We start from the raw sequence: 21,927 nt of genomic DNA, 5'->3' as shown, positions 1-21,927 counted from the left end.
TTCGCGCGGGGTTCGGATGGTGCCCGGTCCGCCCCACCTGCGCTTGTGGCGGACGACGGGGGACGCGGACCAGAAGTGAATGTCTCATTCCGCTTTCCGATGCGCAGTGGTGGAACTCACACCATGCCTTTCGCAGTGCCGGTGAGACAGCAATACTGTTGCGCATGAGGACCGAGACGGAGGGGTCGACGCTCACGGTCGACGAGCTGGCGGCGCGCGCGGGGGTGACGGTCCGGACCGTCCGCTTCTACAGCACCAAGGGCCTGCTGCCGCCGCCCGAGATCGGTCCCCGCCGGGTCGGCCGCTACGGGCCGGAGCACCTGGCGCGTCTCGCGCTGATCGAGGAGCTGCAGCGGCAGGGCATGACGCTGGCCGGGATCGAACGCCACCTGCGCGGGCTGCCCTCGGGCGTCACCGCCCACGACCTGGCGTTGCAGCGGGCGGTGGTGGCCTCGTGGGCGCCGGAGAGCACGGAGACGGTGGACCGGGCGGGGCTGGAGCGTCTGGCCGGGCGGGCGCTGGGCGCCGCGGACCTGGAGCGGATGGTCCAGCTCGGCGTGGTGGACCGGGAGGGCGAGGACGCCTACCGGGTGGACACCGGGCTGCTGCGCCTGGGCGTGGAGCTGCTGGACATGCCGTTCGCGCAGGAGACGCTGCTGGAGGCCCGTGAGGTGCTGACGGAGCACACGCGGGCCGCCGCGCAGGCCCTGTCGGGGCTGCTGCGGGAGGCGTCGGCGGAGCAGGACGCCGAGGCGGTGCGTTCGCTGTCGGCCCACATGCAGCCGCTGGTGGTGCAGGCGCTGCTGACCGCCTTCCAGCGGTCGCTGCGCCAGGAACTGCTCAGCTGGCTCGGCGGCCGGCCCTGATGGGGACCGGCCGCCGGGCCGGACGCCGGAAGCCTCTCAGCGGGCGTCGCTGAAGATCTCGCCCTTCTCGGCCTTCTCCACCAGCAGCGCCGGCGGCTGGAAGCGGTCGCCGTACTTCTCGGCCAGTTCCCGGGCCCGGGCGACGAAGCCGGGCAGGCCGGTTCCGGCGGCGCCCTGGTAGCCGTTGACGTACTGGAGCACGCCGCCGGTCCAGGCCGGGAAGCCGATGCCCATGATGGAGCCGATGTTGGCGTCGGCGACCGAGGTGAGGACGCCCTCCTCGATCAGCTTGACGGTGTCCAGCGCCTCCGAGAACAGCATGCGCTCCTGCATGTCCTCGAACGGGATGCGGTGGCCCGGCTTGGTGAAGTGCTCGCGCAGGCCCGGCCACAGGCCCGCCCGCCTGCCGTCCACGTAGTCGTAGAACCCGGCGCCGCCGCTGCGGCCGGTGCGGCCGAACTCGTCGACCATCCGGTCCACCACGGCCTCGGCCGGGTGGGAGACCCAGGTGCCGCCGGCGGCCTCGACCGCCTCCCTGGTCTCCTTGCGGATCTTGCGCGGCAGGGTGAGGGTCAGCTCGTCCATCAGGTTGAGCACCTTGGCCGGGTAGCCGGCCTGCGCGGCGGCCTGCTCGACGGAGGCGGGCTCGATGCCCTCGCCGACCATGGCGACGCCCTCGTTGATGAAGTGGCCGATGACGCGGGAGGTGAAGAAGCCGCGGGAGTCGTTGACCACGATCGGCGTCTTGCGGATCTGGCGGACCAGGTCGAAGGCCCGGGCGAGGGCCTCGTCGCCGGTGCGGGCGCCCTTGATGATCTCCACCAGCGGCATCTTGTCGACCGGGGAGAAAAAGTGCAGGCCGATGAAGTCGGCCTGGCGCTCCACGCCTTCGGCGAGCTCGGTGATGGGCAGGGTGGAGGTGTTGGAGCACAGCAGCGCGTCGGGGGCGACGACGTCCTGGATCTCCTGGAACACCTTGTGCTTGAGGCCGGTGTCCTCGAAGACGGCCTCGATCACCGCGTCGCAGCCGGCCAGGTCCTGGACATCCGCGGTCGGCGTGATGCGCGCCAGCAGGGCGTCCGCCTTCTCCTGGGTGGTCCGGCCGCGGGAGACGGCCTTGGCGCACAGCTTCTCGGAGTATGCCTTGCCCTTGGCCGCGGACTCGGCGGAGACGTCCTTCAGGACGACCTCGATGCCGGCCATGGCACAGGAGTAGGCGATGCCCGCGCCCATCATTCCGGCGCCGAGCACGGCGACCTTGGTGACCTTGCGCGGCTCGATGCCCTGGGGGCGGTTGGCGCCGGAGTTGACGGCCTGGAGGTCGAAGAAGAACGCCTGCGTCATGTTCTTGGCGGTCTGGCCCGCGGCCAGCTCCGCGAAGTAGCGGGACTCGATCACCTGGGCGGTCTCGAAGTCGACCTGGGAACCCTCGATCGCGGCGGCCAGGATGGCGCGCGGGGCCGGGTAGGGGGCGCCGTTGGTCTGCTTGCGCAGGTTGGCCGCGAAGGCGGGCAGGCTGGCGGCGAACTTCGGGTTCGAGGGGGTGCCGCCGGGGATGCGGTACCCGGGCGCGTCCCAGGGCTGCGCGGACTCCGGGTGGGCGTCGATGAAGGCGCGGGCCCGGGCGGTCATCTCCTCCGCGGTGTCCACCACCTCGTCGACCAGGCCGTTGTCCAGGGCGCGGCGGGGGCTGTACTGGGTGCCCTGCAGCAGCACCTTGAGCAGGGCGTCGGCGATGCCCAGCTTCCGGACGGTGCGCACGACGCCGCCGCCGCCCGGCAGCAGGCCCAGGGTCACCTCGGGCAGGCCGATCTTGGAGCCGGGGGCGTCGAGGGCGACCCGGTGGTGGCAGGTGAGGGCGATCTCGTAGCCGCCGCCGAGGGCGGCGCCGTTGATCGCGGCGACGACCGGCTTGCCGAGGGTCTCGATGCGGCGCAGGTCGCGCTTCATCTCCAGGCCGCCCTGGAAGAGGTCGTGGGCGGTCTCGGGGGTGACCTTGATGAGCTCGCGCAGGTCGCCGCCGGCGAAGAAGGTCTTCTTGGCGGAGGTGACGACGACGCCGCGGATCGAGTCCTTCTCGGCCTCGAGGCGGTCGGCGACGGTCCGCAGCGCCTCGCGGAACGCCTGGTTCATGGTGTTGGCGGACTGGCCGGGGGCGTCCAGGACGAGCGTGACGACGCCGGTCTCGTCCTTCTCCCAGCGGATGGCGGTGCTGTCGGTCATGACGGGGGTCTCTCCGTTGGATTCGTGAGGTCTCGTGGTTCCGCCGGGCTGTGTCAGAGGCGTTCGACGACGGTGGCGATGCCCATGCCGCCGCCGACGCAGAGGGTGGCCAGGCCGTAGCGCTTGTCCTGCCGCTCCAGTTCGTCGATCAGGGTGCCGAGGATCATCGCGCCGGTGGCGCCGAGCGGGTGGCCCATGGCGATGGCGCCGCCGTTGACGTTGACCTTGTCCAGGGAGAAGCCCATGTCCTTGGCGTAGCGCAGGACGACGGCGGCGAAGGCCTCGTTGATCTCGACCAGGTCGATGTCGTCGGCGGTCAGGCCGGCCTTGGCGAGCGCCTTGCGGGAGGCGGGGGCGGGGCCGGTGAGCATGATGGTGGGCTCGGAGCCGGAGACGGCGACGGAGACGATGCGGGCGCGCGGGGTGAGGCCGTACCGCTCGCCGGTCTCCTTGTTGCCGACCGCGACCAGGGCGGCGCCGTCGACGATGCCGGAGGAGTTGCCCGCGTGGTGGACGTGGTCGATCTTCTCGACCCAGTGGTACTTCTGCAGGGCGACGGCGTCGAAGCCGCCCATGTCGCCGATCGCGGCGAAGGAGGGCTTCAGCTTGGCGAGGGTGTCGGCGGTGGTGCCGGGGCGCATGAACTCGTCGTGGTCCAGCACGGTGAAGGCGTTGCGGTCCTTGACCGGGACGACTGACCGCTTGAAGCGGCCCTCCTTCCAGGCGGTGGCGGCCCGCTCCTGGGAGAGCGCCGCGTACTCGTCGCAGTCGCGGCGGGAGAAGCCCTCGAGGGTGGCGATCAGGTCGGCGCTGATGCCCTGGGGGACGAAGTCGGTCTCCAGGCTGGTCATCGGGTCCATCGCCCAGGCGCCGCCGTCCGAGCCCAGCGGGACGCGGGACATGGACTCCACGCCGCCGGCCAGGACGAGGTCCTCCCAGCCTGAGCGGACCTTCATGGCGGCCATGTTGACGGCCTCGAGACCGGAGGCGCAGAAGCGGTTCTCCTGCACACCGGCGACGGTGTCGGGCAGGCCCGCGGCGATCGCGGCGGTGCGGGCGATGTCGGAGCCCTGGTCGCCGATCGGGCTGACCACGCCGAGCACGATGTCGTCGACGGCGGCCGGGTCGAGGTCGGGGAAACGGGCGCGGATCTCGTGGATCAGTCCGACCACGAGGTCGATGGGCTTGGTGCCGTGCAGGGCCCCGTTGGCCTTGCCGCGCCCGCGGGGGGTGCGGATCGCGTCGTAGACGTACGCTTCGGTGCTCACTGGTCAGCCTTTCGCTGGGGTGCGGGGTGGTCGGCGGCGGTCGCGCCGGAGATGCGGTCGTCCGGGGCGGTCGGGTCGGCCGGGGCGGTCCGGTCGGCCGGGGCGGTCCTGGCGTCCGGCGGGTCCAGCAGGTCGGGCAGGTCCCAGTCGCGGGCCACCTCCGCGGCGCCCGAGCCGGCGGCGGCCGGACCGGTCCGCACGGCGGTGGGGGTGGCGGAGAACCGCGGGGCGGGCGCCGGCTGGACGATGCCGGAGTGCTCGACGAAGGTGGAGCGGGCGGCGAGGTGGGGGTGGCCGGGGGCCTCGCGCAGCGAGAGGACGGGTGCCACGCAGGCGTCGGAGCCCTCGAAGACGGCGGTCCACTCGTCGCGCGTCCGGGTCAGGAAGCGGGCGGCGACGGCCTCGCGCAGGGCGGGCCAGCGGGCCAGGTCGACGTGGGCGTCCCGGAACTCCGGCAGGCCCAGCAGGTCGAGGAACTCGGCGTAGAACTTCGGTTCGAGGGCCCCGACCGCGATGTGACCGCCGTCGGCACAGGTGTGGACCCCGTAGTAGGGGCAGCCGCCGTCGAGCAGGTTGCCGCCGCGCCGGTCCTGCCACTGGCCGGCCGCGAGCATGCCGTGGATCAGCGCCGAGAGGTGGGCGGCGCCGTCGACGACGGCCGCGTCGACCACCTGCCCCGTGCCGGTGGCGCGGGCGTGGTGGAGGGCGGCGAGGACCCCGGTGACCAGGTAGAGCGAGCCGCCGGCGAAGTCCCCGAGCAGGTTGGCCGGAACGGCCGGCGGGCGGCCGGCCTCGCCGATCATGCCGAGGACGCCGGTGGGCGCGAGGTAGGCGATGTCGTGACCGGCCCGGTCGGCGAGCGGGCCGTCCTGGCCCCAGCCGGTCATCCGGCCGTAGACCAGGCGGGGGTTGCGCGCGTGGCACTCCGCGGGGCCGACGCCGAGCCGTTCGGCGACCCCCGGGCGGTAGCCCTCGATCAGGATGTCGGCGCGCCCGGCGAGGGCGAGGACGCGTTCCACGCCGTCGGGCGTCTTGAGGTCGAGCACGACCGACCGCTTGTTGCGGTTGGTCACGTCGTACCGCGGATCCGGGGCGACGGGGATGCCGCCCGGCCGGTCGACCCGCACCACGTCGGCGCCGAGGTCGCCCAGGAGCATGGCGGCGAACGGGCCGGGGCCGATGCCGGCCAGTTCCAGCACGCGCACGCCGTCCAGCGGCCCGGACGGTCCGCCCGTCCCCGGGCCGTCTCCCGGGTCGTGTGGCGTCTTCGCCACTGTCATCGCCAGCCCCCACTGTTCGCGGCAGTTCGCGGCGCGGCCCGTCTGCGCGGCCCGCCTGCGCCTGGATGTGACACAACTGATGTAACACCGGTGATGCTACGAAGGCGTGGGGGTGCGCACAAGAGTCGGGAAAGCAAGCGCTCAGTCGGCGCTGGTCGCGGGCCGGTCGGCCAGGGCCTCCCGCAGCGCCCGGCGGCACAGCGCGTCGGCGAGGCGCGTGGTCTCGGGCAGGCGGTAGCGCGGGGTCAGCGCCAGGGTGTGGGCGCAGGCGTTGTCCAGCGAGACCAGGTGGCCGGCCGAGACGAAGACCGGTTTGACCTCGGCGCGGGTGCGCAGCGCCCTGCCGAGCTCCTCCTCGCCCAGGCGCAGCGGGGCGTGGTCGCCGCGGTGGGGACCCGGCGGGTCGGCGGCGAGGACGAACGGGTTCTTGGCGACGCCGACGGTGGGCAGGCCGGTGAGCACGCCCACATGGCAGGCGAGGCCGAAGCGGCGGGGGTGGGCGAGGCCGTAGCCGTCGCAGACCACCAGGCCGGGCGGGCCGGGCAGCGCCTCGAGGGCGGCCAGCACGGCGGGGACCTCGCGGAACGCGAGGAGTCCGGGCACGTAGGGGAAGGCCACCGGGCCGACGGCGACGGCCCGGCCGGTCACCGCGAGGGTCTCCGCGTCCAGGGTGACGGCCGCGGCGGCCACCACCCCTCGCGTGTCGTCGTAGGCGACGTCGACTCCGGTGACCCGGCCGGTCCCGGGCGGCGGGCCTTCCTGGTCGAGCACCAGGAGGGCCCGCAGTTCGTCCTGGACGGCCAGGGCGGCCTCCTCGGTGGTGGGCCATCCTTCGGGAACGCGCACGGCCGCCGTCACGGCCCGGGTGTCGGTCACGGGCGAAGAGACTACGTCCCCTCGCCGGTCACTTGCCCAGCGCCTTCCGCAGCTGCTCCTTGTTCATGTCCGAGCGGCCGTGGACGTTCTTCTTCCTGGCCTCCTGGTACAGCTGGTCGTAGGTGGGGCCCTGGGAGCCGCCGCCGGAACGCCGGCCGCCCCGCCTGCCCGAGGACATGTCCTCGGTGGATGTGCGGCTCGCGGTCCTCGACTCGCCGGAGCGGGCGCGCTCCTTGTTCACGGTGCGGGCGGCGATCTCCTCGGCGCGGCCGGTGGAGGCGCCGCGCGACTTCTCGCTCTCCTTGATGTGCTCGTACTGCCGTTCCCTCTTGGGGCTGGAACCACGGGGCATGTTCTCGCACTCCTCGATGGGGGAAATACCGGAGATCGGACGGTTACCCATGTTCCGGGCGATCATGGACCGCCGCACGGGACCGGGACCGGACGGCGGGGCGGCGGCCCCCGCCCGCGCACGGGACGCGGGGCCGCACATGGGACCCGGGATGCGGGGGACGAGTCCTGGAGATGCCGTGGGGGAATGGTGCCGAAGCGATTGTGTCCGGTGACGCAGGTCACGCTGCCAGGGTGTACGGATCCGCGCCGTCCGGCCTCTGTTCCAGTACGCGGGTCCGACCAGCCCGCCGTCCGGTCAGCCGACTCTTAGGGGAGCAGACGTTTGTCCACCGTCATCGAGCACCCGGTTCAGGCCCGTCTCGTCGCCGCGGCTCCGCGGATGACGGTGATCCCGTCGACGATGCACTACGACACCGGCGACCCGTTCGCGGTGCGGATGACGTTTCCGGGCCCGGCCACCCTGGAGGGGGTGGAGGTGTGCTGGACCTTCTCCCGGGAGTTGCTGGCCGAGGGGCTGCGGGGGCCGCACGGCGTGGGGGACGTGCGGGTGCTGCCGTACGAACAGGGGCGCACGGCACTGGAGTTCCACTCCCCCGAGGGGGCGGCCGTGGTGCACGTGCCGACCGAGGAGGTGCGCCGGTTCCTGGCCGCCACCGCCGCGCTGGTGCCGTTCGGCTGCGAGCACCTGCACCTCGACCTGGACCACGACCTGGCGGAGCTGATGCGGGACGTCATCTGAGGAGGGACGGCCGGGGGGGTCCGGCGGTGCGGCGATCCGGAGCCGGAAAATCGTCTCGCGCCGTCGGGGAGGCGGTGGGTACCCTGGTGGTGGTTCTGTTGCCGTCGATCGGAGAAGGACGTTGCTCGTCTGAGGTCATGAGACACCGCGTCGCACCCCGTCATACCGGGGCTGTCGCGTCGCGCGTGCGACCTCGGACGTCATGAGCCGTCCACCGCCGCAGGGCCTCTTTTCCCGGCCTCGGCACGGTGTCTCGATACGCGATCACCCGACCGCATCACACCACCGCGAGGCTTCGTGTCAACAACAGTCACCCCTTCGGTCACCGCCGCCTCCCTGTCCTTCTCCTGGCCGGACGGCACTTCGGTGCTGGAGGATCTGGACGTCTCCTTCACCCCCGGCCGCACCGGGCTGGTCGGCGTCAACGGCGCCGGCAAGTCGACCCTGCTCAAGCTGATCGCCGGCGAGCTCGCCCCCACCGACGGCTTCGTCCGCGTCACCGGTGAACTCGGTCACCTCCCGCAGAACGTCACCCTCGACACCTCGCTCCGTGTCGACCAGGCGCTGGGCATCGCCGGGAAGCGCGCCGCGCTGCACGCCATCGAGTCCGGCGACGTCGCCGAGGAGCACTTCGAGACGGTCGGCGACGACTGGGACGTCGAGGAGCGCGCCCTGGCCACCCTCGGCGAACTGGGCCTCGGGCATCTGGGCCTGGACCGCACGGTCGGCGAGCTCTCCGGCGGCGAGTCGGTCCTGCTGCGGCTGACCGCGCTGCTGCTGCGCCGCCCCGACGTCCTGCTGCTGGACGAGCCCACCAACAACCTGGACGTCTACGCCCGCCGCCGGCTCTACGACACGGTGGCGGGCTGGAGCGGGGGCTCGCGGATCGTGATCATGGTCAGTCACGACCGCGAACTGCTGGAGTTCGCCGACCGGATCGCCGATCTGCGCGCGGGGGAGGTCACCTGGTACGGCGGCAATCTCACCGACTACGAGGAGGCACTGGCCGCCGAGCAGGAGGCCGCCCAGCGAACGGTGCGCGCCGCCGAGGCGGACGTGCGCCGTCAGAAGCGCGAACTGACCGAGGCGCAGACCAAGTTGGCCAAGCGCAGGAAGTACGGCCAGAAGATGAACGAGCAGAAGCGCGAACCCAAGATCGTGATGGGGATGCGCAAGAACGCCGCCGAGCAGTCGGCCGGCAAGCACCGGGCGATGCACCAGGAGCGTCTCGCCGAGGCCAGGGACCGGCTGGACGAGGCGGAGCTGGCACTGCGCGAGGACGACGAGATCCGTGTCGACCTGCCCGCCACCGCCGTGCCGCCCGGCCGGACGGTGCTGACGCTCGACGGGCTCCGGCCGGTCCACGGGGCCGCGCTCGAGGGAGTGTTCGAGGTGCGGGGTCCGGAGCGGGTCGCCCTGGTGGGCCGCAACGGATCCGGCAAGACGACACTGCTGCGCACGCTGGCCGGGGAGCTGGCCCCGGCGGCCGGCGCGGCGGTCACACACGTTCCGGCGCGCTTCCTGCCGCAGCGGCTGGACATCCTCGACGAGGAGCTGTCGGTCGCCCGGAACGTGGCCCGGTTCGCGCCCGGGGCCACCGTCAACCAGGTGCGGGCCAGACTGGCCAGGTTCCTCTTCCGCGGGGCCCGGGCGGACCAGCCGGCCGGCACGCTCTCCGGCGGCGAACGGTTCCGGGCGGCGCTGGCCGCGCTGATGCTGGCCGAGCCGGCGCCGCAGCTGCTGATGCTCGACGAGCCGACCAACAACCTGGACATGGCGAGCGTGCGGCAGCTCGTCCGGGCGCTGGAGGGCTATCAGGGCGCGCTGCTGGTGGCCAGTCATGACCTGCCGTTCCTGGACTCGATCGGCGTCACCCGGTGGCTGATGGCCGACGGGGAACTGACCGAGATCACCCGGGAGGACCTCGACCGGCCCTGACTCCACGGCTGGAGGGGGCGCTCGGTGCACACTCGACGGTGCCCGCGGTGTTCCGCGGGCACCGCCGCGCCCACCGCGCCCCGGCGCACCCCGGCGACCGCCCGACGACCGTGAGGCACCCATGCTGACCACCGCATTCGTCCCCGGCTCCCCGAACTGGATCGACCTGGGCACACCCGATCTCAACGGGGCGATGACCTTCTACGGCGGCCTCTTCGGCTGGCAGTTCCGTTCCGCCGGCCCGGACGCCGGGGGGTACGGCTTCTTCACCTCGGGCGGGCGGACGGTGGCCGGCGGCATGGAACTCCCCGCCGGCACCGCTCCCCCGTCGTGGACGGTCTACTTCCGTTCCGACGACGCCGAGGCCACCGCGCGGGCGGTCCGCCAGGCGCAGGGGACGGTGGTGGTGGAGCCGGACGACGTGATGGACAAGGGACGCATGGCGATCCTCGCCGACCCGATGCGCGCCGCGTTCGGCGTCTGGCAGCCGGGAACGCTGGCCGGCCTGGACGTGGCCGGTGAGGACGGCGCCCTGTGCTGGGTGGAGCTGTACACCACGGACGTGGCGGGGGCGGCGGGCTTCTACCACGCGGCGCTGGGCTGGGAGACGTCCTCGGTCTCCTTCCCCGGCGGCGCCTACACCTGCGTCAACGCCGCGGGCGCCGGGGAGGACGGCATGTTCGGCGGAGTGGTCGGCTCGGTGGGCGACCCGGTCGAGGCGGGCGGCGGGTCGTACTGGCTCCCCTACTTCGCCGTGGGGGACGTCGACGCCGTCACCGACCGGACCCGGGAGCGGGGCGGCGCGGTGCGGCTGGAACCCACCGACGTCGCGGGCGTCGGGCGGATGGCCCGCCTCGCTGACCCCTACGGCGCCCGCTTCGCCGTGCTGCGCCCGGAGCCCGTGCAGGGCTGAGCCCCTCGCCCGGCCCATGGTCGGCCCGCGCCCGGCCCGTGGGCTGAGCCTGGCCTTCGCCTGCTGCCCGGCCCCGCAGCGCGCGGGGCGGGTCAGGTCTTCCTGGCCCGGCTCGGCTGCACCCGCTTCGGCTCCCCCGGCATCTTCGGGTACTCCGGCGGGTACGGGAGGTCGCCCAGCCCGTGTTCCGCCTCGTCCCGGCGGGCCAGCTCCAGCAGCGGTTCCAGCGAGAAGGCGTGGTCCTCCATGTCGGCGTGGACGTCGCCCACCTCGGCGTACCGCGCCGCCATGGTCCGGATGTCGAAGTCCTCCGGCCGGGCCTGCCCCACCTCCTCCCAGCGCAGCGGCGCCGAGACGGGGGCGTGCGGCCGGGGCCGGACGGAGTACGCGGAGGCGATGGTGCGGTCGCGCGCCGTCTGGTTGTAGTCGACGAAGATCTTCTCGCCCCGTTCCTCCTTCCACCACCGGGTGGTGACCCGCTCCGGCATCCGCCGCTCCAGCTCCCGGCCCGCCGCGATCGCCGCGCGCCGCACCTCGGTGAAGGTCCACCGCGGTTCGATCGGCGCGAAGACGTGGATGCCGCGGCCGCCCGAGGTCTTGGGCCAGCCGCGCACCCCGTGTTCCTCCAGCACGGCGCGCAGTTCGTGGGCGGCGGTGACGGCGTCCTCGTAGCCGGTGCCCGGCTGCGGGTCGAGGTCCAGGCGCAGTTCGTCGGGCCGGTCGACGTCGGTACGCCGCACGGGCCAAGGGTGGAAGGTCACCGTGTTGAACTGCACGGCCCAGACCACGGCGGCGATCTCCGTCGGGCACATCTCGTCGGCGCTGCGCCCGCTGGGGAAGGTGATGTGCGCCGTGGGGATCCAGTCGGGGTGGTTCTTGGGGACGCGCTTCTGGAAGAACCACTCCCCCTCGACGCCGTCCGGGAAGCGCTGGAGGGCGGTGGGCCGCTCCCGCAGGGCGCGCAGCGCGCCGGGGCCCACGGCGAGGTAGTACTCGGCCAGGTCGCGCTTGGTGTAGCCCCTCTCCGGGAACAGCACCTTGTCCGGGTGGGACAGGCGCACCTTCCGTCCTCCGGCGTCCAGTTCCACGGCGTCGTCACCCATGTGTGCCACGGTAGGCGTGCCCCGGGCGGCGCGCACACGCAGAATCGGCCCATGGACCTGCCGGTGATGCCGCCCGTGAAGCCGATGCTCGCCAAGTCGGTGGCGAAGATCCCCGAGGGGATGCACTACGAGGCCAAGTGGGACGGCTTCCGCGCGATCGTGTTCCGCGACGGCGAGGAGCTGGAACTGGGCAGTCGCACCACCAAGCCGCTGACGCGTTACTTCCCGGAGCTGGTGGCGGCGCTGCGGGACCGGCTGCCGGACCGGTGCGTGGTGGACGGGGAGATCGTGATCGCCCGGGCGGGGCGGCTGGACTTCGACGCGCTGACCGAGCGCATCCATCCCGCGGAGTCCCGGGTGCGCATGCTGGCCGGGCGCACCCCGGCGTCGTTCGTCGCCTTCGACCTGCTGGCACTCGGCGACGAGACGCTGACGGGGCGTCCGCTGACGGAGCGCCGGGCGTCGCTGGAGCGGATGCTGGACGGCGTGGAGCCACCGGTCCACCTGGCGCCGGCGACCGGGGACATCGAGGTGGCGCGGCGGTGGTTCGAGCAGTTCGAGGGTGCGGGGCTGGACGGGGTGGTCGCCAAGCCGCCGGACTCGCGGTACCGGCAGGACGAGCGGGCCATGTTCAAGATCAAGCACGAGCGGACCGCGGACGTGGTGGTGGCCGGCTACCGCCTGCACAAGAGCGGTCCCGTGGTGGGCTCGCTGCTGCTGGGCCTGTACGACGGCCAAGGGGTGCTCCAGCACGTGGGGGTGTGCGCCGCGTTCACCATGAAGCGGCGGGCGGAGCTGGTGGAGGAGTTGGAGCCACTGCGGCTGGACGACGTGTCGGGGCATCCCTGGGCGGCGTGGGGCGAGGCGGCGGCGCACGAGTCGGCCCGGCTGCCGGGGGCGCCGAGCCGCTGGTCGGGGAAGAAGGACCTGTCGTGGGTGCCGTTGCGGCCGGAGCTGGTGGCCGAGGTGGCCTACGACCACATGGAGAACGGGGCGCGGTTCCGGCACACGGCGCGCTTCCGCCGCCGGCGGCCGGACCGCGCCCCGCGGAGCTGCACCTTCGCGCAGCTGGAGGAGCCGGTACGGTACGACCTCGGTGAGGTCCTGGGCCTGGAGTGAGGGTGAGTCCCCGTCAGCGGTTCCGGTCGCTCAAGGATGGTCGGGGCTGCCCGGGGGCGCTCGGGGCTGCTCGGTGCCGCTCAGGGATTCATGACGACCTTGACGGCGCCGTCGCGCTTCTTCTGGAACATGTCGTACGCCTCGGGGGCCTCGGCGAGCGGCACATGGTGGGTGGCGAAGTCGTCCACGCCGAGCGGGTCCGCGTCGGTGAGCAGGGGCAGGATCTCGTCGGTCCACCGCCGCACGTTGGCCTGGCCCATCCGCAGCTGGATCTGCTTGTCGAACAGGGTGAGCATGGGCATCGGGTCGGCCATGCCGCCGTAGACGCCGGAGAGGGAGATGGTGCCGCCGCGCCGCACCATCTCGATGGCCGTGTACAGGGCGGCCAGCCGGTCGATGCTGAACCGTTCGGCGAGGGGTCCGCTGATCTTGTTGGGCAGCAGGGCGGTGGCGTTCTGGGCGAGCCGGGCCACGGCGCTGCCGTGCGCCTCGGTGCCGACCGCGTCGATCACCGAGTCCGGGCCGCGTCCGCCGGTGACGTCCTGTACGGCGGCGACCAGTTCCTTCTCGCTGCCGAAGTCGCGCAGGTCGAAGGTCTCCACGCCGCGGTCGCGGGCCCGGCGCAGCCGGTCGCCGACCAGGTCGACGCCGATGACCCGCTCCGCGCCACGGTGGAGGGCTATCCGGCAGGCCATGTCGCCGATCGGGCCGAGGCCGAGGACGGCGAGGGTTCCGCCCCGCGGGACGGAGGCGTACTCGACGGCCTGCCAGGCGGTGGGCAGGACGTCGGAGAGGTAGACGAACCGGTCGTCCGCCGGGCCCTCGGGCACCTTGATCGGTCCGAAGTGGGCCTGCGGAACCCGCAGGTACTCGGCCTGACCGCCGGGTACCGCTCCGTAGAGGCGGGTGTAGCCGAACAGCTGGGCGCCCATGCCCTCGCCGGTCACCTGCGTGGTCTCGCACTGGGTGTAGAGGCCCTGGCCGCACATCCAGCAACTGCCGCAGGAGATCTGGAAGGGCACCACCACGCGGTCCCCGGGCGTCAGACCCGGCACCTCGGGCCCCACCTCCTCGACGATGCCCATGGGTTCGTGGCCGAGGATGTCGCCGGGGGTCATGAAGGGGGTGAGGACCTCGTAGAGGTGGAGGTCGGAGCCGCACAGTCCGGAGGAGGTGATCCGGACGATCGCGTCGGTGGGTTGCTCGATCCTCGGATCGGGCACGGTCTCCACCCGGACATCCCGCTTGCCCTGCCAGGTCACTGCTTTCATCGCGTCGGACTCCCTGCTTCCGCATGCTCTCGTCCGTGCGACGGGTACCCGGACGGCCTACACGAAACCGGCCGAACCGACACGGTTCGTCCGTCCTGGGTGCGGTGGGGGGCGGAAAGGGGTAGAGCAGAACGGACCGGTACTTGGCACATGGACCGACGACACATGAACCGACGATCGGCGGCGGTGGGCATGGGGCTGTGCGACAGACCGAACGGCTCGACCGGCTCCGGCCCCGGCCCCGGCCCAGCGAGCCGGAGCCGGACGCGCAGGACGCGCCCGACGCGCCGGGCAGAAACGAGAGCGGCGCTCACGGCGGTGATCGCCGCTCTCGCGCTGGCCGTGGGGTGCACCGGGAACCCCTCACCGGACCGCAGCGGCGATGCCGATCAGGCGCCCTCCGGCGTCCTCGCCGTCAAGGTCGACAACGTAACCCCGGCCCGCCCCCAGACCGGGCTGGCCCAGGCGGACGTGGTGTACGCGGAGCAGGTGGAGGCCGGCCTCAGCAGGCTGATGGCGCTGTACGCCACCCGCCTGCCCCCGGCGGTGGGTCCGGTGCGCAGCGCCCGGGAGACCGATCTGCGGCTGCTGCGGCAGTTCGACGAGCCGGTGCTCGCCTACTCGGGCTCGCAGAGCCGGCTGCGCCCGCTCATCGAGGCGGCGCCGCTGCGCGCGGAGTCCCCCGGCAACCGGCCGGAGGCCTGGTACCGCTCCGACGACCGCCCGGCGCCGCACAACCTGTACCTGCGGCCGGGGCGCCTGGTGGACGGACCGGCCGGCCGGGAGGCGCTGACCGCGGCCGGCTTCCGCGAGGGCCCGGCGCCGTCCGGCGGCGAACCGGAGCCGGAACGCACGGTGCGTTTCCCCTCCGCGCGGTTCACCTTCACCTGGTCCGCGGAGCGGGGCGGGTGGCTGCTGGAGACCGACGGCCGCCCCACCACCGACGGCGGCAGGCAGCTCGCCCCGCCGACCGTGCTGGTGCAGTACGTGACGGTGCGGGAGTCGGGCTTCGAGGACCGCGGCGGCAACAGGACGCCCTTCAGCGAGACCGTGGGCACCGGCACGGCGGACCTGCTGCGCGACGGCAAGGTGTGGCCGGTGCGCTGGCAGCGCGCCACCGCGGCCGACGGCACCCGCTTCACCACCGAGGGCGGCGCGCCGGTGAACCTGGCCGACGGCCAGGTGTGGGTGGTGCTGGCCGCGCGGTGAGGCGCCGGTGACGCGCGTCGGCGGCGGACGTTGCCGTCCGCCGCCGACGCCCCGCGTCGCAGGCGCGGTCACGCTGCGCGCACGCTCACCGACCGCTCACCGACCGCTCACCGCGGTCATCGCAGCAGGCGCGCCGGGACCGCGTCGGCCAGCGCGCCGTAGCCCACCGGGTTGAGGTGGAGGTGGTCGCCGGTGTCGTAGGCGGGGAGCAGCGTGGTGGGCGCCTTCGGGTCGCGGACGGCGCGGTCGAAGTCGACCACCGCGTCGAACACGCCGCTGTGGCGGATCCAGTCGTTGACCCGCTTGCGCGCCGCTTCGCGGTGGCCGTCCGGGTCGTCGTACATGTCGTTGCCGCCGAACGGCGTGAGGGTGGCGCCGTAGACGGCGATCCCCGCGGCGTGGGAACGGTCGACGATCTGCCGGTAGGCGGCGATCAGGTCGTCGGCGGTGGCCTCCTGGGCCGACGCGGTGGCCTCGGCGGTGCCCAGGTCGTTGACGCCCTCGAAGACCAGCGCCCAGCGGGCTCCGCTGCGCACCAGCACGTCGCGGTCGAGGCGGGCGAGCACGTTGGGGCCGAGCCCGTCGTGCAGCACCCGGTTGCCGCCCGCCGCCTGGTTGAGGACGGCCACGTGGGCGGTGGAGGGCGAGCGGAGCAGGCGCTGGTGGAGCTGGTCGGTCCAGCGGTCGTTGCCGTTGGTGGTGGAGCCCCGGCCGTCGCTCAGGGAGTCGCCGATCACCACGAGGCCGGCGGAGCGCGGGTCCTCGGACCAGGTCTCCGCGCCGCTGAGGAAGTACCAGTGGTCGGTACGCGTGGCGTCGGGCAGGTCGGCGGCGGTGGCGTGGTCGCCCTTGGCCAGGTACGAGGAGGTGCGGGAACCGGGGTGCGAGGTCACCGACGAGGACGCCTGGCCCTCGGCGAGGTAGACCGTCACGGTCAGGTTGGTTCCGGCCGGCACCTTCATCCGCAGCGGGTCGGAGACCACCTGGGCGCCCATCGGCACCACGGTCGAGGTGCGTCCGCCGAAGGTGACCTGCCGGGCGGAGCCGGGCTCGATCGCGGCGACGCCCGCCGCGCCGCCGGCCGGGAGGGCCACGGAGACGCGGGTGAGGGGGAGTTCGGCCCCGCCGAAGGCGTTGGAGAAGCGCAGCCGCAGCTTCTCCCCCGCGACGGTGGTGCGGATGGTCTGCCGCAGGGTGCTGTCGGCCAGGACCGACTCGCCGTCCGTGTAGGGCGCGGGCGGCATGTTGTGGGGTTCGGTGAGCTGCGGCATGGACACCCAGGTGTCCACCCAGTGGGCGCCGCCGGGGCCGATCCCGGGTTCGCGGCCCTGGGTCGTGCTGCCGCCCGGGGCGCCGGTGGCGGTGGCGGTGACGGTCACCACGACGGCGACCGAGGCCACCGCCGCGGTCCTGAGCATGGCCCCGGCGCGATCCCGGAGCCTGAGCCGGGCTGCCACCCGGCTGCATCTTTCGCGAAACGACGTCGACGACGACATGAGGCTCCCTCACGATGCGCTGCTCCGCGCCCCGTGTCGTCGTGTGCCGGAGCGACACGGGACGCCCGATTCGAAACTTTCGAGAATTACGCGAAAGTTTCCGCGAGGCAAGCTACGGAGCGCGGCCCCACGCGTCAACACTGTGGACACGATTGGCCCTTGACTCGTCACCGGAAATCCGGAACCGGTCGCGGAGAGCACCCTCGGGGCCGCGCCCTTCCCGGGCGGCGAGGCGTCAGATGCGGAGGGCGTGGCTCGCCCCGACCCGCGCCGGCCGCTCGAAACATGTCGGCGCACGGGACGATCCGATTCGCCCCGCGGTCGACGGGGCCGGGACCCCGGACGGTCGCGACCCTGACGGCGGAGGCCGGGCGGGCCGTCAGGCGGCGGGGGCGGGAAGGCGGGTCGGCGCAGGGCCCGACGCGGCGTCACATGGCGGGCCGAACGCAGGGGCGGCGGGCCGGCGGCACCGGCCGGCCCGCGCGAGGGCGGCGGGCCGGCGGCACCGGCGGGCATGCGCGAGGGTGGCGGGCACCCGCGAGGGCGGCGGGCACGCGCGAGGGTGGCGCCACCCCACGGCGGCGCCGCGGCGCTCCGGGGCAGCGCGCCGGAGCCTAGACCGGCCGGCGGAGCGTCTCGGCGGCCTCGGAGACCCGCCGGATGAGGTCGACGAAGAGGTCCTGCTCCTCCGTGCCGAGCGGGGCGAGCAGCACCTGGTTCATCCGTGCGGCCCGGACCGTGAGCCGCCGGTGGGTGCGGGCACCCTCCTCGGTGAGGCGCAGCAGGTACCGGCGACCGTCCTGCGGGTCGCGCACCTTGTCCAGCAGCTCGCGGCGGATGAGGCGCCCCACCACCTCGGCGACCGTGGAGCGGTCGAGGGAGACCCGCTCCCCCACCGTGCGCTGGTCGAGGCCGGGCTCCGCCGTCACCGCGTTCATCACCGCGTACTGCGGCGAGGTGATCTCCTCGGACACCATCGCGTTCCAGAGCAGGGTGTGGGCCTGCTGCAGCCGTCGGGCGAGATGCCCGGGATGGGTGGTGAGATCCACCGCGGCCATGCGCTCTCCCGAGGACCGGTCGGTTTTCGTTGGTGTACGGAACAATAGTCGCTGGGCGACCTCCTGTCGCCTCCCTCACGAAGCCGCACCACAACCACATCTTCCCTGAATCGAGGCCGAGATCTTGACCTCTCGCCGGGAACGGTGAAAGCGTGTGCTCCGCCCCGCCGAAATAGTCAGTGCCCTGACTAAATGACCCGGTCGGGGTTGTGGCTGTGGCGGATGCGGTCCGAAGGGGTGTGCCGGCCTCTTCGGCCCGTGTCCGTCCGAACGAAGGAGAGTCGCCGCCACCATGGCCCTCACCCAGCACGACATCGACAAGGAGATCGCCGCCGAGCGCGACGCCTACGAGCAGCGCGTCGCCGGCGGCGCTCCGGTGGAGCACCACCCGGACCGCGGTTACGCCCCGTACCGCTCCTCGGTGCTGCGCCACCCCAAGCGTCCCCCGGTCGGCATCGACGTCACCAAGGACCCCGAGCTGGTGGAGCTCTCCTCCCCCGCCTGGGGCGAGCGCGACATCACGGAGCTCGACAACGACCTGACCCGCCAGCACCGCGGCGAGCCGGTCGGCGAACGCATCACCGTCGAGGGACGTCTGCTCGACCGCGAGGGCCGCCCCGTCCGCGGCCAGCTGGTCGAGATCTGGCAGGCGAACTCCGCCGGCCGGTACGCCCATCAGCGCGAGCAGCACGACGCACCGCTGGACCCGAACTTCACCGGCGCGGGCCGCACCCTCACCGACGACCACGGGTTCTACCGGTTCACCACGATCCAGCCGGGCCCCTACCCGTGGCGCAACCACACCAACGCCTGGCGGCCCGCGCACATCCATTTCTCGGTGTTCGGCCGGTCGTTCACCCAGCGTCTGGTCACCCAGATGTACTTCCCGAACGACCCGCTGTTCCCCTACGACCCGATCCTGCACGCGGTCACCGACCAGGCCGCCCGGGACCGGCTGGTCGCCGCCTACGACCACAACCTCTCGGTGCCCGAGTTCTCCCTCGGCTACCGCTGGGACATCGTGCTCGACGGCCCGAGCGCCACGTGGATGGAAGAAGGACGCTGACCGCCATGACCGACATCGCCACCACCGACACCCACGGCGCCGAAGCCGTGCTCCCGACGCCCTCCCAGACCGTCGGCCCCTTCTACGGCTACGCGCTGCCCATTCCCGACGGCGGGAACATCGCCCCCGTCGGCCACCCGGACACCGTCACGGTGCACGGTCACGTCTACGACGGCGAGGGCAACCCGCTGCCGGACGCCCTGGTCGAGCTGTGGGGCGCGGCGCCGGACGGCTCGGTGCCGACGGCGACCGGCTCGATGCGCCGCGACCCGGCCTCGGGCGGGTTCGTCGGACGCAACGGGCTGGAGTTCACCGGCTGGGGCCGGATCCAGACGGACGCCGACGGGCACTGGGTGGCGCGCACGCTGCGCCCCGGCGCGCGCGGCGGCGGCGCCCCGTACCTCGCGGTGTGCGTGTTCGCCCGCGGCCTGCTGATGCACCTGTTCACCCGGATCTACCTGCCGGGCGACGACGCCGCGCTGGCCGCCGACCCCGTGCTCTCGCAGGTCGAGGAGGGCCGGCGCTCCACGCTGGTCGCCGAGGAGCAGGCGCCGGCGACGTACCGTTTCGACATCCGCCTGCAGGGCGAGAACGAAACGGTCTTCCTGGAGTACCAGTGACAGCTCTGTCCCACCCCGCACCGTCCGAGGCCGGCCTGCTCTCCCCCGGGCAGGCGGGCTCCCCCGCCGCCGGGGCCACCGGCGACGCCGCCTTCCTGGCGGCGCTGCTGGAGGCCGAGGCGGCGCTGACCCGCGCCCAGGCGGCCCTGGGCCTGGCACCTGCCGAGGCCGCCGAGGCGGTGACCGCGGCGGCCGTGCCGGACCGGTTCGACGTCCACGCGCTCGCCCGGCGGGCGGCCGGCGGCGGCAACCCGGTGATCCCGCTGGTCGCCGACCTCACGGCGGCGGTCGGCGGGACGTACGGGCCCTACGTCCACCGGGGCGCCACCAGCCAGGACATCATGGACACCGCCACCATGCTGGTGGCCGCCCGCGCCCTGGACCTGGTCCTGGCGGACCTGGACCGCACGGAGGGCGCGCTGGCCCGGCTGGCCGCCGCGCACCGCGCGACGCCGATGCCGGGCCGGACCCTCTCCCAGCACGCGGTGCCCACCACCTTCGGGCTGAAGGCCGCCGGGTGGCGCTCGCTCGTGCTGGACGCGCGGGACCGGCTGCGCGCCGTCCGCGCCGCGCTGCCCGCCCAGCTGGGCGGCGCGGCGGGCACCCTGGCGGCGTTCGGCGCCTACGGCGCGGACGACCCGCCGGCGCTGGCCGCCGCCTACGCCCGGGAGCTGGGGCTCGCGGAGCCGCCGCTGCCCTGGCACACCCTGCGGACCCCGGTCGCCGACCTGGCCGGTGCGCTGGCGCTCACCACCGGCGCGCTGGGCAAGCTCGCCGCCGACGTGCTGACGCTGGCCCGCACCGAGATCGCGGAGCTCGCCGAGCCGAGCGGCGGTGGTTCGTCCGCCATGCCGCACAAGGCGAACCCGGTGCGCTCCACGCTGATCGCCGCCGCGGCCCGCCGTGCCCCGCAGCTGGCGGCTTCCTTGTTCGGCTGCCTGGTCGCGGAGGACGAGCGTCCGGCCGGTGCCTGGCACGCCGAGTGGGAGCCGCTGCGCGACCTGCTGCGGCTGGCCGGTGCGGCCGCGCACCAGGCCGCGGACCTCGCCGAGGGGCTGCGGGTGGACGCCTCCGCGATGCGGGACCACCTGGGTGTCACCCACGGCCTGATCGTCTCGGAGCGCCTCTCGGTCGCGCTGGCGCCGGTGCTGGGCCGGGCCCGGGCCAAGGAACTCCTCACCGAAGCCGCCCGGCGGGCCTACGCGGAAGGGCTGCCGTTGGTGGATGTCCTCCGCGAGCAACCGGAGTTGCGGGACGTCGACCTGGCGTCCCTGACCGATCCGGCCGAGTACACGGGCTCCGCCGCCACACTCACCGACCGTGCTCTGGAGCGACGTTGACGAAGAAGTTGCCGTACTACCGTGCTGAGGGCCCCTCTTCGGCCGAGCCGCTGCTGCTGGGTCCCTCGCTGGGCACCTCGCTGGCCCTGTGGGACGCGGTCGCTCCGGAACTCGCCGCGAGCCACCGGGTGATCCGCTGGGACCTGCCGGGGCACGGCGGCTCCCCGGCCGGGCTCATCGGTCCCGGCGCCACCGTCGACGACCTGGCCGCGCTGGTGCTGGACCTCGCCGACGACCTGGGCGTGGAGCGGTTCTCCTACGCGGGGGTGTCGCTGGGCGGCGCGGTCGGTCTGCACCTGGCGGTCCACCACCCGGAGCGCCTCTCCTCGCTGGCCGTGATCTGCTCCTCGTCGCACTTCAACGGCGCCCGGCCGTGGGAGGAGCGGGCTGCCGCGGTCCGTTCCGGGGGCCGTGCCGCGATGGCGGAACTGGCCGGCTCGGCGGACGCCCGCTGGTTCACGCCCGGCTTCACGGTGGACCGGCTGGTCGAGGACCACCGCGAGGCCGACCCCGCGTCGTACGCCGCCTGCTGCGACGCGCTGGCCGCCTTCGACGTGCGCGAGCAGCTGGGCTCCGTCCGGGTGCCGACGCTGCTGATCGCGGGGCGCGAGGACCCGGCGACGCCGCCGGCGCACCTGCGGGAGATCGCGGACGCGGTGCCGGGGTCTTCGCTGACCGAGGTCCCCGGGGCCTCGCACCTCGCCCCGGCGGAGCGGCCCGAGGCGGTACTCGCGGCGCTGCGCGGGCACTTCGACGGGTTCGCCCGGCGGGGCGTCGCGGTGCGGCGCCAGGTGCTGGGGGACGCCCACGTGGACCGGGCGATGGCGCGGCAGACGCCGTTCACCGCGCGGTTCCAGGACTTCATCTCGCGCTACGCCTGGGGCGAGATCTGGACCGACACCACCCTCACGCGGCGCGAGCGGTCGATGGTGACGCTGACCGCGCTGGTGGCGCACGGTCACCTGGACGAGCTGGCCATGCACGTCCGGGCGGCGCGGCGCAACGGGCTCTCCGCCGACGAGATCGGCGCGGTGCTGCTGCAGGCCGGGGTGTACCTGGGGGTTCCGGCCGCCAACTCCGCCTTCGCCGTGGCCCAGCGCGTCCTCGCGGAGGACGACGCCGTCTGACACTCCGGCGGTGGCCTGGCGCCGCCCTCCCCCGCCGACCGCCCTCCCCCGCCGACCGGCC

At 73.7% G+C, this 21,927-nt stretch carries 19 protein-coding genes; 10 read left to right on the top strand and 9 right to left on the bottom strand.

Annotated elements, in window-relative coordinates; genetic code table 11:
- Positions 1 to 164: 164 nt before the first annotated feature.
- Positions 165 to 866 carry a MerR family transcriptional regulator gene (locus GBN72_RS05795; RefSeq protein WP_151770490.1) on the top strand — a complete coding sequence of 234 codons (702 nt, stop codon included), beginning with the start codon at positions 165 to 167 and terminating at the stop codon, positions 864 to 866.
- Positions 867 to 902: 36 nt separating this feature from the next.
- Here the strand turns inward: GBN72_RS05795 and GBN72_RS05790 are convergent, their stop codons facing one another.
- From GBN72_RS05790 to GBN72_RS05770, 5 genes are all read right to left on the bottom strand, one after another.
- On the bottom strand, positions 903 to 3,089 hold the full coding sequence (locus GBN72_RS05790; RefSeq protein ID WP_151770489.1) for a 3-hydroxyacyl-CoA dehydrogenase NAD-binding domain-containing protein: 2,187 nt from the start codon (positions 3,087 to 3,089) through the stop codon (positions 903 to 905).
- A gap of 53 nt (positions 3,090 to 3,142) precedes the next feature.
- The gene (locus GBN72_RS05785; RefSeq protein ID WP_151770488.1) at positions 3,143 to 4,357 is read right to left on the bottom strand and encodes an acetyl-CoA C-acetyltransferase; all 1,215 of its coding nucleotides are present in this window, start codon (positions 4,355 to 4,357) and stop codon (positions 3,143 to 3,145) included.
- Entirely contained in the window at positions 4,354 to 5,637 is a 1,284-nt protein-coding gene (locus GBN72_RS05780; protein ID WP_151770487.1) for a CaiB/BaiF CoA transferase family protein, read from the bottom strand. Before GBN72_RS05780 ends, GBN72_RS05785 begins: the two co-directional genes overlap by 4 nt.
- A gap of 141 nt (positions 5,638 to 5,778) precedes the next feature.
- Complete coding sequence (locus GBN72_RS05775; protein WP_164540400.1) at positions 5,779 to 6,513, bottom strand: endonuclease V; 735 nt, start codon at positions 6,511 to 6,513, stop codon at positions 5,779 to 5,781.
- A gap of 28 nt (positions 6,514 to 6,541) precedes the next feature.
- Positions 6,542 to 6,865, bottom strand: coding sequence for a plasmid stabilization protein (locus tag GBN72_RS05770; RefSeq protein ID WP_151770975.1), 324 nt, complete (start codon positions 6,863 to 6,865; stop codon positions 6,542 to 6,544).
- A 324-nt stretch (positions 6,866 to 7,189) separates the two neighbouring features.
- On the opposite strand from GBN72_RS05770, the gene ssgD reads away from it, so the two are divergent.
- The 3 genes from ssgD to GBN72_RS05755 all read left to right on the top strand — a co-directional run bounded on the left by ssgD (position 7,190) and on the right by GBN72_RS05755 (position 10,457).
- Positions 7,190 to 7,606, top strand: a complete 417-nt coding sequence (gene ssgD, locus GBN72_RS05765) for a spore wall synthesis regulator SsgD (RefSeq protein ID WP_151770486.1) — start codon at positions 7,190 to 7,192, stop codon at positions 7,604 to 7,606.
- Between the two features lie 297 nt (positions 7,607 to 7,903).
- On the top strand, positions 7,904 to 9,544 hold the full coding sequence (locus GBN72_RS05760; protein WP_151770485.1) for an ABC-F family ATP-binding cassette domain-containing protein: 1,641 nt from the start codon (positions 7,904 to 7,906) through the stop codon (positions 9,542 to 9,544).
- Between the two features lie 121 nt (positions 9,545 to 9,665).
- Positions 9,666 to 10,457: a VOC family protein gene (locus GBN72_RS05755; RefSeq protein WP_151770484.1), complete on the top strand. Its 792-nt coding sequence runs from the start codon at positions 9,666 to 9,668 to the stop codon at positions 10,455 to 10,457.
- A gap of 92 nt (positions 10,458 to 10,549) precedes the next feature.
- Here the strand turns inward: GBN72_RS05755 and ligD are convergent, their stop codons facing one another.
- The gene (gene ligD / locus GBN72_RS05750; RefSeq protein WP_151770483.1) at positions 10,550 to 11,560 is read right to left on the bottom strand and encodes a non-homologous end-joining DNA ligase; all 1,011 of its coding nucleotides are present in this window, start codon (positions 11,558 to 11,560) and stop codon (positions 10,550 to 10,552) included.
- Positions 11,561 to 11,611: 51 nt separating this feature from the next.
- Here ligD and GBN72_RS05745 point away from each other — a divergent pair, with 51 nt between their 5' ends.
- Entirely contained in the window at positions 11,612 to 12,679 is a 1,068-nt protein-coding gene (locus GBN72_RS05745) for an ATP-dependent DNA ligase (protein ID WP_151770482.1), read from the top strand.
- An 80-nt stretch (positions 12,680 to 12,759) separates the two neighbouring features.
- Here GBN72_RS05745 and GBN72_RS05740 read toward each other — a convergent pair whose 3' ends face one another.
- Positions 12,760 to 13,950, bottom strand: a complete 1,191-nt coding sequence (locus GBN72_RS05740) for a zinc-dependent alcohol dehydrogenase (protein ID WP_151770481.1) — start codon at positions 13,948 to 13,950, stop codon at positions 12,760 to 12,762.
- A gap of 318 nt (positions 13,951 to 14,268) precedes the next feature.
- Between GBN72_RS05740 and GBN72_RS05735 the strand changes: the two genes are divergently transcribed.
- Positions 14,269 to 15,159 (top strand): DUF3048 domain-containing protein, encoded by an 891-nt coding sequence (locus GBN72_RS05735; protein WP_246212269.1) that lies wholly within the window; start codon positions 14,269 to 14,271, stop codon positions 15,157 to 15,159.
- Between the two features lie 116 nt (positions 15,160 to 15,275).
- Here the strand turns inward: GBN72_RS05735 and GBN72_RS05730 are convergent, their stop codons facing one another.
- Entirely contained in the window at positions 15,276 to 16,577 is a 1,302-nt protein-coding gene (locus GBN72_RS05730; protein ID WP_151770480.1) for a GDSL-type esterase/lipase family protein, read from the bottom strand.
- Positions 16,578 to 17,269: 692 nt separating this feature from the next.
- A complete protein-coding gene (locus GBN72_RS05725; protein WP_151770479.1) occupies positions 17,270 to 17,713 on the bottom strand; it encodes a MarR family winged helix-turn-helix transcriptional regulator in 444 nt (147 codons plus the stop codon).
- A gap of 292 nt (positions 17,714 to 18,005) precedes the next feature.
- Here GBN72_RS05725 and pcaH point away from each other — a divergent pair, with 292 nt between their 5' ends.
- From pcaH to pcaDC, 4 genes are read left to right on the top strand one after another with little or no spacing between them, the layout of a single operon-like run.
- Entirely contained in the window at positions 18,006 to 18,779 is a 774-nt protein-coding gene (gene pcaH / locus GBN72_RS05720; RefSeq protein WP_151770478.1) for a protocatechuate 3,4-dioxygenase subunit beta, read from the top strand.
- Between the two features lie 5 nt (positions 18,780 to 18,784).
- Positions 18,785 to 19,399, top strand: a complete 615-nt coding sequence (gene pcaG, locus GBN72_RS05715; protein WP_164540398.1) for a protocatechuate 3,4-dioxygenase subunit alpha — start codon at positions 18,785 to 18,787, stop codon at positions 19,397 to 19,399.
- A complete protein-coding gene (gene pcaB, locus GBN72_RS05710; RefSeq protein ID WP_151770477.1) occupies positions 19,396 to 20,739 on the top strand; it encodes a 3-carboxy-cis,cis-muconate cycloisomerase in 1,344 nt (447 codons plus the stop codon). The genes pcaG and pcaB overlap by 4 nt, the downstream gene beginning before the upstream one ends.
- Positions 20,736 to 21,866, top strand: a complete 1,131-nt coding sequence (gene pcaDC / locus GBN72_RS05705) for a bifunctional 3-oxoadipate enol-lactonase/4-carboxymuconolactone decarboxylase PcaDC (protein WP_164540396.1) — start codon at positions 20,736 to 20,738, stop codon at positions 21,864 to 21,866. Before pcaB ends, pcaDC begins: the two co-directional genes overlap by 4 nt.
- Positions 21,867 to 21,927 lie beyond the last annotated feature (61 nt).

The sequence above is a fragment of the Streptomyces abyssomicinicus genome, assembly GCF_008974245.1.
GTDB classification, from domain to species: domain Bacteria; phylum Actinomycetota; class Actinomycetes; order Streptomycetales; family Streptomycetaceae; genus Streptomyces; species Streptomyces abyssomicinicus.
Note: the sequence above shows the minus strand (reverse complement) of the source record. Positions and strands in the feature narration are given on the sequence as shown.